Origin of the sequence: Chryseobacterium nakagawai (assembly GCF_900637665.1) — a bacterium.
GTDB lineage: Bacteria > Bacteroidota > Bacteroidia > Flavobacteriales > Weeksellaceae > Chryseobacterium > Chryseobacterium nakagawai.
The window spans coordinates 3,470,774-3,486,129 of the sequence record NZ_LR134386.1; the positions used below are offsets into that span (position 1 = coordinate 3,470,774).

Sequence of the window (15,356 nt, forward strand, 5' to 3'; positions counted from 1 at the left end):
AATGATCTATTAACAAGGCTTTATTATTGATATAATTAAGGCTAATCTTTACTAAAATTTAAATTATAATGAATTATAAGCTCGAGCTCAATACTCAAGAGCCTAACTCTAAAATTGTTTTTCACAACATCATATTTGATACATTCAAAATCAATATTGTTGAAAGATATATCGGGGCAATGAATTTCCGTCCGAAATTATCTAACGTTTTATTTAAAGTAAGAACATTAGATAATCAACTCATTAACAGGAAAGATGGCAATATAAGGGTAAAAATTAAAGATGACAATTTTGAAACCTATCAGAAATTAACGCAGGCATTAAATTCTTACGAATATAAAAACAAGCTGATTAACAGACAGGAAACAGATCAGAATTATGTACATTTTATATTGAGCCTGGTCATTACAAACTATAATCTTAATTAATATTTTTTGCAATTGATTCTTCATTGACTCTCTATTTCTTTGAGTCGGTCTTATCAATTTATATTCTTCATGGAGGTTTACGATCCTTCCCAATGCTGAAGAATTTTCATCGTAGAATTCACTGAATTTTACCACTGAATCATTTGAAACTATTATATAATAAGCCTGGAAGTTTATAAATCTTCCAGGCCATATTGTTACTTGGCGAGTCGTTTTAAAGTCAATATGCTGTTGGCTATCTATATAATTTCACAAGATTTTTTCAAAAGTGAAAACAAACCCGGTTTTATAACTATTTTTTGGGTTGATTCCTTCTTTTTATATCACTTTTTCTTCCTCAACCTAGTTTCTTCAAAAGCAAACGAAATTCACAATATAACTTATTGATAACTCCAATTGCCCAATAACTTATTTTGTCTTAAATTTGCACCCGATTCTCATGTTTAATTTGAGTTTTCATGGTTATTAGTTTTTATCCTCGAAGTCATTCGAGGATTTTTTATTTCTCTACACTTCTTAATGTATAATTGATCATATTATTTTATTCAAATAAAAACACCGCGAAGATTCTTATTAAACAGAAATTTTCAACTGTTCGACAAATATAATAGCGTAGACGTAAATCCTTTTTCTTTTTTAAATGCATTCACAAATGCCCGTGGGATACATATCCGCATTCTTAAGCAAGGGAAGCAATCTTATACTCAGCAACTTCACTCCTACAATAAATCAGATATTCTGCGCATCTTGATTATCAAAAAAATCATAGGATGAATAATCTTCAGTTAGCAGTGTACTTTGGATTAAGCAGAAATACAATGACCAAATGTCGCAGAATGTTTCAATAATTATTTCAGCAAAGATATCTGAAATACATGTTACATTGCTATCACTTAAGAGTGTACCAAAAGAGTGAAATTTAAAAATTTCATCCTTTTTTTTAAAATATTATCTGTTCTTTATCAAGAGAATTTTCTATCTCATTTTATCCAACTTCCTGCTAATTGAGACAGAACGCCTGCTTTTTGTGCAATTCCCAAAGTATTTGGAAAATCTTTGTAATAAACAATACCACTTACATCAAATTTAATAAGCGCAATAGAAGATTGTATTTCAAAAGGTTCATTCGTTGCTAATGATTTTCCTTCCGTGAAATACTCAACAGTAGCTGTTTGGGTATCTATACAATGGTATATTTTTGTATAAACATCCTCTATTTCAATCAACTGGGCAAGTGGGTTTTGCTGTACATTCTCAAAGTGCTTTTTTATATTTTCTTTTCCATTAATCACAATCTTACCATTCACTGTAAATGGTATTTCAAAAATTGCACTCTCTGTAAAATAGCTAACAAATTTATCATAACTCCTTGTCTGCAAAGAATCTGATAGGCCTTGAATAATTGTATTTATTTTTAACTCGTCCATTGTATTTATTAAATATATGATTACTTATTTCAAAACATGGGCTTGATTTGAATCAAAATCCAACTTACCATAAAGTACAAACATCTATTTTCAACAAACCTAAGATAAACAAAAATGAGGAATGGCAAAACACTGAAAACTAAAGAAATAAAACTGCTAAAAATATGATGTAAATTTCATATTTCACCAATACTAAAGTTCTTACTCCTCCATTTCATAAGTACGGTCTTATTGTATCTAACTATTAATTATACATTTCACAATAAAATAGCACATTATATACATTCCAATTTACAATCTACCCTAAAAAATATTGCTACACTTCTAATATCATTCATTCAAGTCGGAATTTCTTTTATAAAATGCAGTATTTATACTTAATCATAAAACGAAAAATTAAAATAAGTTTGCGCAACTGATTTACAATATCTACTCAATATTTTTATCACGAAACAATGAAATACATTGAGTAGATATTAAAATCACAACTATAAAAAAAGAAAAACTAATAACCGAAAACATGAAAGGTAAGCAATTCTATTCCCTGATCGCTTTATGCATAGCTGTTATATTAAATGCACAGGTAGGGATAAATACAGAAAATCCACATGCAACATTAGATGTTGCAGGAACTACAGACCCTAATATGAAAGATGGTCTTTTGCCACCAAGGGTTTCTAAACAGCAATTAGCAGCAAAAGAATCTGGAACTTACGGAAGCGATCAGATAGGGGCTATTGTTTATATCACAGATATCATTTCACCATTTGGATTAACACCAAGCATAGCACAGGTAGGCAGTATTCATAATACTGGATATCACTATTTCACAGGACTGCAATGGGTAGCCATCTCAGCAAATATTTACAATTCTGATGGATATATCATAGGAAACAGGGTGGTAACCCAAGAAGCCAATACATTAGCATTTACTTCTACCATCGTTAATGGTTTTTCTGTTGATGGAACTACTTTTTCAATAGATGCAGCCAATCATAGAATCGGATTGGGGACAGCATCTCCTGAAACACGATTTCATGTAGTCTCTACCACTCCATCTTCAAACAGATTTAATTTGATTGATGCTACCGCCGGAACCAATCAATACGGAATTGTGGCTTTAAGAAATACTTCTGCTTTAGCTACGGGAAACTATTCATTACTTGGTTTCACCAATAATGGGCCTTCTTCAGGAGGCGCTAATTGGGCATTAGGATCTCTTCGTACAGGATCAACATTAATTAATGGCTCAGAAGAAGATTTCTATATTGGAAACTCTGTTGGCGGAGGCTTAATTGAAAGAATGAGAATCAACCCGATTACAGGAAATATAGGTATAGGAACTTCCACTGCTACCAATAAGCTTCATATCAATGCTACAAACCCTTTAAGACTGGAAGGATTGCAGGGTGCATCAGGTCCAGTAGGAAGCTTAACTGTAAACAGTACAGGTGTTGTACAATTACGCAATTCATCCAATGTAAGTACCGCAAGAGGGACTGGCGTAGTGACAATAACATTAAACAATACATTTACGAATGCTATAATTTCTGCAAAGACTTTTGATAATCTGAATGAACTGACTGGAAATACTTTTACAGCAAATGCAGCTGGATTATATAAGGTTGATTTTATGGTTAACTATCCTCAAAGGGATACAAATGAAGACGACGGAGATGGATATATGGGATATGCCCAAATCAGTTTAAATGGAATTCAGCAATCCTTTACAAGTAATAAAGTTACATTACCAGAAAAAAACGGAGCCCCATCGTTCGTCACATGTACCAATTCAACTCTGTTAAAAATGAACGCAGGTCAGATTCTTACATTCCAGGCACTTACTTTTGGATCAACCCCGAGTTCAACGAATATCGTAGCTCCTTTCATCATTAACGTAGTTCGATTAGAGTAATCATTAAAATTAAATACAATAGGTAAAAATTCCCATTTACCTTATCAGGCAAATTCTATCAACACAAAAAAACACCACTTATTCAAAGTGGTGTTTTTTTATGTATCAACTCATCATTAGGATTACGCAAAATCACCAACAAGTATTTTCATAACTTCCTCAAAATAATATTAACTGTACCAATACAATAAAGTTAATTATTCAAATATATTTTCAACTCTAATGATAAAACCTTGTCACGCTTAAATCACCAAATTTTGATTTACTTATCAAAAAATCAATAAAATTGAAACAATACAATGAATTTTTCATTTATAATACATACATATTTCATTTAATTCAGCACACAATGACGTTAATAGGAAACCTAATAAAATTAAAATATCTCAATTTCACATCGACCACATCCCTTTATAGAAAGGAATTTTAGCCAAGTGTAGTATCTGTGTAGACCTACTCAAATCTTATTTTACAAAATAAAAAGAGAAGGAATATTGTTTTTTATCATAGATTTAATTCCCAATGATATGATTTCTTTTTCATATCGTTAAAAAAATTAACCAAAATTAAAAATAAAAATATTATGGAACTACACAAGAAACTTTTATTAGGATCTGTTATTTCAATGGCAATGGTATCTTGTAATACTACAAATGATAATGTAGACGAAAAAGTAACACAAGAACAAGGAATTTCCATGCTCCAAGCAATACCTCCAGCAGATATTCCTGTTGGTTTCGAAAATACACAAATGTGTAAAGATGTTTATCTTCCCGGAGAGGGATATTCCCCAGGAACAGCCTCAAAAGGAGCTGTTGTTACTAGTAAAAAATGGCCGAATGGTAGTGTAATCACTGTAAGTCTTAATGGGGGAACCACTAAAGTACGTAATAAAGTGATGCAATATGCAAATGAATGGTCTCAATATGCCAATATCAAATTTAATTTTATCACCAGTGGAACAGCACAGATCCGCGTTACTTTTACCGCCAACGCAGGGTCTTATTCATATATAGGAAAAGATGCTCTTAGTATAGCTTCCAATAAGGAAACAATGAACTTCGGTTGGTTTAATGACTCAACAAGTGATTCAGAATTCAGTAGAACAACCATTCACGAATTCGGACATGCATTGGGAATGATCCATGAGCACCAACATCCTTTAGCTGCTATTCCATGGGATAAGCCAAAAGTATATGCCTATTATGCAGGGGCTCCAAACTATTGGACTCAAGCTCAAGTAGATAATAACCTTTTCGCAAAATATTCAACATCACAAACTCAATATAGTGCTTACGACAAGTTATCAATTATGCACTATAGCATCAGTTCAACGCTAACCACAAACGGTTTCAGTGTTGGGAATAACACTGTTTTATCTGCTACTGATAAGCAATTTATCGCAACGGTATATCCAAAATAAGAAATCTACTTATCTCATATATATAAAAGTCTACCTTGTATAAAACCAGGGTAGACTTTATTTGTTTATAATGGAGGTAAATGAATAGTTTTTAAATTTTTCAAATCATTTCCGGTTTAGAATAATCTTTTGTATTTTTAAGTAAAAAGCACATATGAAAAATTTCAAAAAAAATTATCTAATCAATAGAATAACAAATGTTAGATACTCTGCTGATAGTTTAAGTGGATTAACAAAGAAAGATAATCTAAATATTTTAGAGGATTTCTTAAGTCTAACTGAATGTATTGTTGAACATTTTGGTATACCTGAACAATCAAAAGATTATATTCAAAAACACATAGTAAGTATGAAAACTTTAGATTGGGCCTCTACCAGCTTTTTTATAAAGGTTAAGTCTTATTATGATCATCTTGAAATAAATGATTTCTTTGAACTTGATTTACCATTAAGAAGCATTGAAGTAATTATTAATCAATCTAATGATAATTTGTATGATACTTTAGACTCCGAGTTATATTTTAGAATTGATCTATTAATTTCTAAAATTCATACCAGTATAGCTACAAAACTAACCCCATAAAAAACAATTTTTAAATAATAAAAAAGCTGTTGAGAAATATAATTTAAAGTCTTTCAATATCTGAGCCCTCTTAGTTTCTCATAATAAAACCAAAAGCCACCTATAGAAGGTGGCTTAATGGTATCTTATAATCAGATCTCCTGAAAAAAATTTCAATTACACTGGTTTAGTGACAGGAACACATCCGCAAACACAATCCCAAATATCCATATCCGGATTACATTCATAAATAGAATCACATCTGTAGATATATCCCACTCTGCAATAAGTTGGACCTGCACCCTTGATTGATTTCATACTGTCTCTTGTGATTTTCTTAAGGTTTTTCATAGTTATTTATTAGTTTGTTAGTTTTATAGAACATCTAGTTCTTATTTCCAAATATAACTAAATAAAACTAATTTCAAAATATTAATATATTTTATTACTAACAAAGATGGCTTTTGTATTATTGAGCAACTGGTGTTTTTGTTGGTATTGGCATTTCTTTCTTTAAATGACTTAAAAAACTTTATTCCAGATACGAGCGAGATGTCTAGTTTTTCTTTCCAATATTTTCGGCTAGTAAAGTACCTCTTTATTGCATCTGCATTTTATTATTAGGCTTACTAATGCTATAGGCATCAACTATTTCCGTTTTCCATGCTTCTATAGTATCTGCGATGGCACGGTCGGCAAGGTCAAAGAAAAAATGCTGTTTGATGTCGAAACCGCAATACGCATAGATACCTGTGTCTGAGGTGAGCTTTAAAGCGTTATCCATTCCTATTTCCTGATATTCCGTTTTTGATTTACCATGCGAATTGATAATGTAAGCTGTCTTGCCAGCCAGCAGTCCTTTTTGCACACCGTTGTCATAACGATAGGCAAACCCATAGCTAAATACCCGGTCAATATATCCTTTCATAATACCCGGCATACCTGTCCACCATATCGGATAAATAAATGTTACCACTTCCGCCCAGGCAATATATTCCTGCTCAGTTCTGATGGCTTCATTAACGATGCCTTTGCGTTGCCCGGCAATATCTTCAAGGGATAACACCGGATCAAAATTAAGCTGGTACAAATCCCTGACTACAACCTCATGCTTTTGTTGCAGTAACGTTTCTTCAACCGTTTGTTTGAATAATTGATTTAAACTTGCCTTATTAGGATGGGCATAAATAATAAGATGTTTCATTTTGTTTGTTTTAAGTAATTGAACAAAACAAAAGTAGGATGATCCCAAACGGGAAAATTGTAAGAAAACGAAACGGCTATTCAGCTGAGGCTTGACAAATATCTTGTTGGAACCTTACAAAACGTTTAGGAGAAAGATTGATGAAATGTTTAAAATCGTGAATAAGCTGGCTTTGGTCATAATATCCACATGCATCTACAACCTCAAACCAATCTACATTTTTCGATGACAAAAGAACTTGTTCTATTTTTCTGATTGCATTTACAAAACGCTTATATCGGTTGATTTCTTTGGCACTATATCCAAAATACTTTTTGTGCATCAATTGTACATTCCTTTCAGTCTGTCCGGTTTCTTCTGCAATAGCTTTGATTGGATTTAGGGTGTCGTCTTTAAAATTACTCAGTAATGTAGCAGTAGAGTCCTGCAATTTTAAATAGGGTCTGCAAAAATCGAGAATATGATCTACCTTATCTGAAATGTTTGGTATACCATTTAATTGATGCCATAAATAGGTAAAACAATTCTCTTCCATTGCTTCATCAGGATGTATTGGCAAATGGTCAGAAAGAAATGCTTTGTCAAAAAAACGATAAAAAGCATCATCTTTGAAATTTGCAACTAAAATTTGCGATCCGGGGGTAAGGATATACTCAAAAGCAGACTTTATGGGACCAAGTACGATAAATTTATCTACTTCAATTTCGCTTTGTGCACCGGAAACTAACCGGGCTTTAGCACCGAAATTGAATACCATAATCGTCTGAAAAGATGGCAGCAAAGTTTTGGTTATTGAACCTGTTGAATTGTTCTCTGCAAAATAGAAATGAGAAAATACTGTCTCAAATTCGTTGGGAACAGACAGTCTATAATGGTGATATTTCTGGTCGTCCGATTTCATAATTTATAGGACATTAATTTAGGAAAAATAAACAAAACTAAATTAGGAGTTTTTATCTTCTTGTTCTATTTTTTTGATGGATTAGATTTCCACATGTATAATCGAACGCTCCATATGAAAAAGTCAGATATATTTTGTATCGATTAAAGTTTATTCTGAAACCAACACTTCATCAGAGATAAATAAATATGGAATAAATAAAACATGCATCACACGACAGAATCTGACGCATTAAAAATATGTACAACAAATTTTCAGGCTAATAATAAAGCCTCCCCTATCAATAGGGAGGCAAAATTTCAAAAACGAAATATAAGTTATGCGAGTGGTGTTAAACAAGTTTTCTTCTTCAAAACTCTTTTATACATTAACAATGGGCGTGCCAATTAGATCACTGTTTAAGGAAATCTTTCTTTTTGTGGTATAAAAAAAACTCCAAGAGCATTAGGAGGTTGAATATCAAAATGGTATTTTAAACTAGTTTAATTAAAGGTACATATTAATTGTAATAGGCTATAAAAAAATAAATACCACATTTAATTATGGGCGTGTATTATGGCATACTGCTTGTTAGTTCATCAAAAAATAAAACTAGCAATGGAGCTGTCTCAGCAAGAATTAAGCAATAACGAAATTACCGTAACACTTGCGCTTTTAAATAATGATTTACAAGAAATGATGAATCATTGTCTATTATATAAGTGGAAATATGAATTGATCAATTCATATAATTTACAGCTTCATATTCCAAAAGACTCAGTTCACCTACTATTCTATTTAGGACACAAGATCTTATCAGGTATAAATGTTCCTGGAGGTAATCAGAATTATATAAATTATATTAACCAAGATCTCACTTAATTTCTATAGTAATAATAATACAGGAACCTGTGAGGTATGAATTTGAATTTTTTGTATACTGGAAACCTTAATTTTTAACCATGAATACATTTTATTCTAAGAAATTTTAAATGTATACTCGTCATACACAGTATTGATAAGCTGTTCAGAATTGATGTTTCGTGAAAAAATCGGATAATGGAAACGATCCAGCTTATTAAGGATTCGTATGAGTTCCATCTTTTCTGTGTAGGTAAGATTTCCTGCAACAATATGGGTATCCTGGCGGATCTTTTCCATTTGGTTTTCCAGGATCAGCACCCCTCTTTCTGTAATACGGATCAGCTTACTTCTTTTATCCAGATCAGAGTATGCCAGTTCAATAAGTCCCTGATGCAGCAGTCTGGTAATGACCAGCATTTCTACAGGCATATTCTTTTTGATAAGGGTCATCTAGTGTTCAAATGTTATCTACGGCATAAAAATTGTTTAAAAATAAACAATTAAAATATTTGTCATGGACCGAATCAAAACCGAACCATTACATTTAAACAACGATAAAAAATTAATTGATGAATACTTCAATTTTTTTATTAAAAAGGAGCTGAATATTGATATCAATGTCAAAAATGAATATGTGGTTGTACAGAATGTTGTTTCAAAAAAATTAATACTTGTCAAAACATTTTCGGATACTATCTTGGTAAATCCATCACTATACCTTTTATTATCTTCTTTAATTCAGGAAATCAATACACTTTCATTACCGAAAGAACAAATTATAACATTCCTCGAAGAAAAATAAAAAAATCTCTCAATTGCTTGAGAGATTTTATCGCAGAACTATTTGATATCTATCAGACTTGTTCTTTTATGTGCTTTGCTACCATTGTTTCAAGATCATCCAAATTAAATGGTTTTGAAACATAATCATCTGCCTGTGCTTCTGCTGCTAAGGCAACAATATCATTATTGGCTGTAACATAAATTACAGGAATGTGTCTAAATGCTTCTTTGCTTTTAAGAAGTTTTGTAGCTTCTACTCCCCCGATTTTTGGGATCCAGTTATCCATCAAAATAACATCCGGCTCATAGTCTGCTACTTTCTCAATAATATCGTGTGATGTTTCTGAGATTTTTACATCATATCCATTTTCTTCAAATATGATGGTGATCACTTCTAAAATAGCTGTATCATCATCAAAAATTAAAATTTTCTTTTTACTCATATTATTTAGATTATTTATATTCTTAAATATTATAATTGTTTTATATAACTTGCTAAAGTACCAGGTGTGATAATTAAATCATAATCAATTTCTTCTATAGCATGTCTTGGCATATATTCCACTTCTGCTGTTTCAGGATCCTGAATCCAGACTTTTCCATTGTGCTTTTTAATATAATTTAGCCCTTCTACTCCATCAGCATTAGCCCCAGATAAAAGAACACCAATTACATATTCTCCATAAATCTCTGCTGCAGATCTGAATGTCACATCTATGGAAGGACGCGAATAATTCATTTTCTCAGAACTGTCTAATGACATATTTTTATTATTCTCAAACAATAAGTGATAATCGGCAGGAACAATATATATCATATTCTCTTCAAGCTGTGTTTTATCCTCAACCTCTACAACAGGTATTCTTGTAAACTGCTGAAGTAAAGTCCTAAGAATATCTCCTGATTGTGCTTTACGGTGAATTACCAGCAAAATGGGAATATTAATTTTATCATCCAGATTTTTAATCATTTCAATAATAACCTGAAGACTTCCTGCTGATCCTCCGATAACAATTAATCTCGTATTGCTTTGTGACTTCATAATATCAAATATTAATGATGATCAATTTTTTTCCAGATCTTCTGATCTTCGATCTGATGATAATTCTTGTCAATAGTAGAAAATCGCAAGGTTTCTTTTGCTCCCAGTGCCAGAAAGCCTAAATTCTCCAAGCTGTTATCAAAAAGCCTGAAAACTCTTTCCTGAAGATCCCTGTCAAAATAAATCAGTACATTTCTGCATATAATCAGTTGAAAACTATTAAAAGAGCTGTCTGATACAAGATTGTGAGTTGATAAAATCAGTTTTTCCTGCAAGCTTTTATCAAATCTTACGCTGTCATAGTTAGCAGTATAATAATCAGAAAAATCTTTTACTCCACCGGAAAGCATATAATTTTCTGAATAAAGCTTCATCTGCTGTAGAGGAAAAATACCTGCTCTTGCCGTTTCAAGAACAGCAGGGTTTAAATCAGTACCATAAATCAGAGACTTATTATAAAGGCCAGCTTCTTTCAGCAGAATCGCAATAGAATAAGCCTCCTCTCCCGTTGAACAGCCTGCAATCCAGATCCTGATTAATGGATAGGTACCTAACTGAGGCAATATTTTCTCCCGTAATGTTTTAAAAAAAGAGGGATCTCTGAACATTTCCGTAACATTCACTGTAACTTCCTCTACAAAACGTTTTAGATATTCAATATCATTTATAATGGTATATCTAAGCTCTGCAAAGCTCGTAAACCTATCTAAAAGACATATACGATTTACTCTTCTTTTAAATGAAGCTCTGCTATAGCCAGAAAAGTCATAGCCATAAAGATCATAAACATCTCGGATGAGATATTCTATTTCTTCATCTTTTACGATACTTGGTTCCAGCATCTATGAAATTTTTTCTATTGCTACTATTAAAAGATCAACATCAATCGGTTTTGATACATAATCATCTGCTCCTGCTTCTATACATTTCTGACGGTCTTCAGGCATTGCTTGTGCCGTTACGGCAATTACAGGAACACGTTTGATTTCGGGAGTACTCCTTATCATCCTGACCGCCTCATAACCATCTATTCCCGGCATCATCATATCCATCAGAACAATATAAGACTGGGCGTTAGATTTTAGTATCTCTAAAGCTTCTTGAGCCATTGTACAGGATTCAACTGCATATCCACGCGCTTTAAGAGTTAATTTTAATGCAAATATATTGCGTGGGTCATCATCCACAATTAAGATTTTCTTATCCATCAGAATTTATCTGTTTAACTTTCATACATCCAAACACGAAGGAGCGATAATAACTGATCAATATCTACTGGTTTCGAGATATAGTCAGAAGCTCCTGCCGTAATACATTTTTCACGCTCTCCAATCATAGATTTGGCAGTAATAGCTATAATAGGCAGCTTTTTAAATGCCGGCATTTTCCTTATTACCTTAATGGTTTCATAACCATCCATTTCCGGCATCATCATATCCATTAAAACAACATCTACATCGGGATTTTGGCTAATCTGCTCAAGAGCATGTTTTCCATCCATGGCCACAATTACTTCAACTTTATATTTTTCTAGTGCTTTAGTTAAAGAAAAAATATTGCGTACATCATCATCAGTAATAAGTATTTTTTTTCCACTAAGAACTTCCGTTAAGGAACCTAGCATCCTACCTCTGTTATTTTCAGTTGAACCATTTTTTTCTTCTACCAGATGTAAGAATAAACCAACCTCATCCAAAACTCTTTGATAAGAATGTGCCGTTTTTACAACAATAGAATCTGCATATTGTTTTATTTTAAGCTCTTCTTCTTTAGATAAATGATGTTCAGTAAAAATAATGATCGGAAGATTCTCCAGCCCCTCATAACTTTTTATTGATTCAATAATATGGTAATCATTTCCTTTTGCAGCCCCAACATCCAGGATTACACAATCAACAACATTTGAAGTAAGTGCTTTGACACTATCTTCAACATTATGTTCTACCGATAAGGAAATATTAAAATTACTCAGAAAATAGGACAATGCATTGGCATGTTTTGCATTTTCCTCAACAATTAAAACTTTTTGAGGCCCCTTTTGTAATGCTTCTTCAATTTTCCTGAATACGTCAGTCATTTTATCGAGGGCTACCGGCTTATTAATAAAATCAACTGCACCTTTCATAAGACTTTCTTTTTTCACATGCAGAGCAGACATCATATGGACAGGAATATGCTTTACATTAGGGTCCGACTTCAACTCATCCATCACTTCCCATCCATCTTTTACAGGAAGCTGGACATCCAGTAAAATTGCATGAGGATGATATTGCTGAGCTGCTGAAAGAGCATAATCTCCTCTTACCACCACAATACCTTTATAGTCTTGCAAATGGGCATATTTTAATAAAGCTTTTGCAAAATTAGTATCATCTTCAATAATGAGAATGATCTTGTCCCCTTCCTGGATACTCTCTCTGTCATCCTCCACATCTTCAGGTATCTCTAAGGTATTTACCTGAACAGCATCTCCTTTATCAAGGATGTGCTGGATTTCTTCAACATCTTCGCGAATGATCTCCACCAGGTCACGATCGCTCTCGGAATGAACGATTTCAGTTACCGGATGTATAGGAATAATGAAAATGAATTCACTTCCTTTGTTCACCTCACTTTCCAGAGCTAATTCACCACCTAAAAGTCTTGCAATCTCACGGCTTATTGAAAGTCCCAGACCGGTACCTCCGAATTTTCTTTTTGTAGATCCATCAGCCTGCTGGAATGCTTCAAAGATAATTTTCTGTTTATCTTCCGCAATGCCAATACCTGTATCTTTTACTGAAAATATAATAAATTCAGGCTTTTCAGAATGTTTTTTGATATGTAAATCAATGCTTCCTTTTGTAGTAAATTTTAAAGCATTAGACAACAGGTTTCTTAAGACCTGATCAATTTTGAGACGGTCACTTTCAATAACTTTCTGAACGTCTGAATCAATCTGAATATTAAATGGAAGTGTTTTCTCCTGAAATACAGGATTGAAAAGGCTTTTCAGATCTTTTACGATATCTTCAACTGCCACCTTCTGGTATTCCAGAGTCATTTTGCCGGATTCTATTTTTGCAAGGTCAAGAATTTCATCTATTAGGGTTAATAAACTGGTTCCTGAACTTTGAATAACTCTGGCAGATTCTACCTGATCTTCATTAAGGTTTTCATCTGGATTTTCTGCCATTAATCTTGATAAAAGAAGGATTGAATTAAGAGGTGTCCGCAATTCGTGAGACATATTGGCTAAAAATTCAGACTTATATTTTGTGCTGAGCGCCAGTTCCTCTACCTTTTTCTGAATCTCATTATTGCGTTCGGCAATTAAATGATTTTTCTCTTCCAGTAATCTTGAGCGTTCTTCCAGCTCTGCATTGGCCTGCATCAATTCTTCCTGCTGTACTTTTAGCTCTTCTTCTGAGGCCTGAAGCTTTTGTGTCTGAGCTTCCAATTCAGTATTAAGATTTTCAAGCTCAGAGTGCTGTACTTGTAATTCTTCAGACTGAGCCTGTGTCTCCTCCAGGAGTTGTTGCTCTTTTTCTCTTCCTTTGGCAGCATTCAGGGCTATTCCTATATTCACACAACACTCCTCAAAATAACTGATTCGGTCTTCCTCAAAATTGGAGGTAGAGCCCAATTCAAGAACTCCTATTGCATGTCCATCTGCGAAAATCGGTATCAGAATTATTCCATAGATCTTAATGGTACTACTGGCAAAGGTTACTACAAAATCATCTTCATGAAGATTATTATATACCTGTGTTTTAGAATTCAGGAAGGCCTGTCCTACCATTCCTTCTCCAGGATCAAAAGTTCTTTTCATATTGGTTTCCAATCCAAATGCTTTATTAAGCTTTAGAATACCCTCATCAAAAAGATATAATGAACCGTTGATACAATTTCCATATTCAATCAACTGATGTAAAGCCTTATTGGAGACTTCCTGTACTGATTTATTCCCAACCAGAGATTCATTCAGTAAAGCAAGGCCTTTCTGACGCCAGTCGCTTTTATTAATCTTATCAAAAGAGATTTTGAGAGATTCCGTCATGTGATTCAGGGATTCTACAAGGTCTCCAAGATCATCCTCCGAGTTATCCACTGCTTTCTCACTGTAATCACCATTGGCTACTCTGTTCGCAATTTTCTGAATGGCACTTACACGGCGTGTCATTTCCTGATCTTTATCTCTCAGCATTTTCTCAAGCTCATCTCTTCTGATAAGATCTGCGCGCATTTTAAAATAGAAAAATGCAGTTACCACTACTGCAGCCAGCGCGGAAAAAACAATAAATATAACTGTTGTTTCTGATGAACGTGTTAAATCTTTATTTTTAATTTCAACCTGATTCTCTTCATACTGTACAAAATCTCTTACAATCTTCCGGCATTCGTCCATATAAGCTTTGCTGGTTACAATCTGCTGCTGGGTCATTACGATTCCTCTTCGTCTGCTTTCCACCAGATTTTTCAGATTATCCATCACCTGGCTGACTGCTATTTTCAATCCTGCCAGTCTTTCCTGCTGGTTATTATCCTTTACTCCTAATGACTCCGCAAGCACTAAAGCTTTGGAATACTCTCTTATACCACGTTTATAAGGTTCCAGAAAATCTTCTCTACCGGTAAGCTGAAAGCCTCTGTTTCCCGTTTCAGCATCCAAAAGTGCAACCAGAATATCTTTCACTGCTGTCACAGAACGTCTGCTTTGGGAAAGACTTTCGCGGTGGTTCATCTGATTCTGGATACTCCAATATGATGCGACTGAACTGGCTATTAAAATCAGAAGAGACAATCCTATTCCAAACTGAAGATTTCGTATAATTTTTTTCGGCATGAA

15 protein-coding genes are annotated in these 15,356 nt (G+C 33.4%); 5 read left to right on the forward strand and 10 right to left on the reverse strand.

Translation table 11 applies throughout. The features are described from left to right. Positions 1-68 precede the first annotated feature (68 nt). Complete coding sequence (locus tag EL260_RS15690; protein WP_123856238.1) at positions 69-428, forward strand: prevent-host-death protein; 360 nt, start codon at positions 69-71, stop codon at positions 426-428. Positions 429-1,408: 980 nt separating this feature from the next. Here the strand turns inward: EL260_RS15690 and EL260_RS15695 are convergent. Continuing rightward, a complete protein-coding gene (locus tag EL260_RS15695; RefSeq protein ID WP_123856239.1) occupies positions 1,409-1,855 on the reverse strand; it encodes a nuclear transport factor 2 family protein in 447 nt (148 codons plus the stop codon). A gap of 520 nt (positions 1,856-2,375) precedes the next feature. On the opposite strand from EL260_RS15695, the gene EL260_RS15700 reads away from it, so the two are divergent. The 3 genes from EL260_RS15700 to EL260_RS15710 all read left to right on the forward strand — a co-directional run bounded on the left by EL260_RS15700 (position 2,376) and on the right by EL260_RS15710 (position 5,776). Further along, positions 2,376-3,770: a hypothetical protein gene (locus tag EL260_RS15700; RefSeq protein WP_123856240.1), complete on the forward strand. Its 1,395-nt coding sequence runs from the start codon at positions 2,376-2,378 to the stop codon at positions 3,768-3,770. Positions 3,771-4,353: 583 nt separating this feature from the next. Further along, the gene (locus EL260_RS15705) at positions 4,354-5,193 is read left to right on the forward strand and encodes a M12 family metallopeptidase (RefSeq protein ID WP_123856241.1); all 840 of its coding nucleotides are present in this window, start codon (positions 4,354-4,356) and stop codon (positions 5,191-5,193) included. Between the two features lie 154 nt (positions 5,194-5,347). Continuing rightward, positions 5,348-5,776 (forward strand): hypothetical protein, encoded by a 429-nt coding sequence (locus EL260_RS15710; protein WP_123856242.1) that lies wholly within the window; start codon positions 5,348-5,350, stop codon positions 5,774-5,776. Between the two features lie 156 nt (positions 5,777-5,932). Here EL260_RS15710 and EL260_RS25620 read toward each other — a convergent pair whose 3' ends face one another. The 4 genes from EL260_RS25620 to EL260_RS15725 form a co-directional block, all read right to left on the reverse strand. Further along, positions 5,933-6,106: a bacteriocin-like protein gene (locus EL260_RS25620; protein ID WP_164466529.1), complete on the reverse strand. Its 174-nt coding sequence runs from the start codon at positions 6,104-6,106 to the stop codon at positions 5,933-5,935. A gap of 247 nt (positions 6,107-6,353) precedes the next feature. Beyond that, complete coding sequence (locus tag EL260_RS15715; RefSeq protein WP_123856243.1) at positions 6,354-6,959, reverse strand: NAD(P)H-dependent oxidoreductase; 606 nt, start codon at positions 6,957-6,959, stop codon at positions 6,354-6,356. A gap of 76 nt (positions 6,960-7,035) precedes the next feature. Then, a complete protein-coding gene (locus EL260_RS15720; RefSeq protein ID WP_123856244.1) occupies positions 7,036-7,860 on the reverse strand; it encodes a helix-turn-helix domain-containing protein in 825 nt (274 codons plus the stop codon). Positions 7,861-8,817: 957 nt separating this feature from the next. Beyond that, on the reverse strand, positions 8,818-9,153 hold the full coding sequence (locus EL260_RS15725; RefSeq protein WP_185145915.1) for a helix-turn-helix domain-containing protein: 336 nt from the start codon (positions 9,151-9,153) through the stop codon (positions 8,818-8,820). Positions 9,154-9,217: 64 nt separating this feature from the next. Here EL260_RS15725 and EL260_RS15730 point away from each other — a divergent pair, with 64 nt between their 5' ends. Next, positions 9,218-9,505, forward strand: coding sequence for a hypothetical protein (locus EL260_RS15730; protein ID WP_123856245.1), 288 nt, complete (start codon positions 9,218-9,220; stop codon positions 9,503-9,505). A gap of 52 nt (positions 9,506-9,557) precedes the next feature. Here the strand turns inward: EL260_RS15730 and EL260_RS15735 are convergent, their stop codons facing one another. From EL260_RS15735 to EL260_RS15755, 5 genes are read right to left on the reverse strand one after another with little or no spacing between them, the layout of a single operon-like run. Then, positions 9,558-9,929 carry a response regulator gene (locus EL260_RS15735; protein ID WP_123856246.1) on the reverse strand — a complete coding sequence of 124 codons (372 nt, stop codon included), beginning with the start codon at positions 9,927-9,929 and terminating at the stop codon, positions 9,558-9,560. Positions 9,930-9,958: 29 nt separating this feature from the next. Then, positions 9,959-10,528 carry a chemotaxis protein CheB gene (locus EL260_RS15740; RefSeq protein WP_123856247.1) on the reverse strand — a complete coding sequence of 190 codons (570 nt, stop codon included), beginning with the start codon at positions 10,526-10,528 and terminating at the stop codon, positions 9,959-9,961. An 11-nt stretch (positions 10,529-10,539) separates the two neighbouring features. Further along, positions 10,540-11,370, reverse strand: coding sequence for a CheR family methyltransferase (locus tag EL260_RS15745; protein ID WP_123856248.1), 831 nt, complete (start codon positions 11,368-11,370; stop codon positions 10,540-10,542). Beyond that, positions 11,371-11,736, reverse strand: coding sequence for a response regulator (locus EL260_RS15750; RefSeq protein ID WP_185145916.1), 366 nt, complete (start codon positions 11,734-11,736; stop codon positions 11,371-11,373). It lies immediately after the preceding gene. A gap of 14 nt (positions 11,737-11,750) precedes the next feature. Further along, entirely contained in the window at positions 11,751-15,353 is a 3,603-nt protein-coding gene (locus EL260_RS15755) for a response regulator (protein ID WP_123856250.1), read from the reverse strand. Positions 15,354-15,356 lie beyond the last annotated feature (3 nt).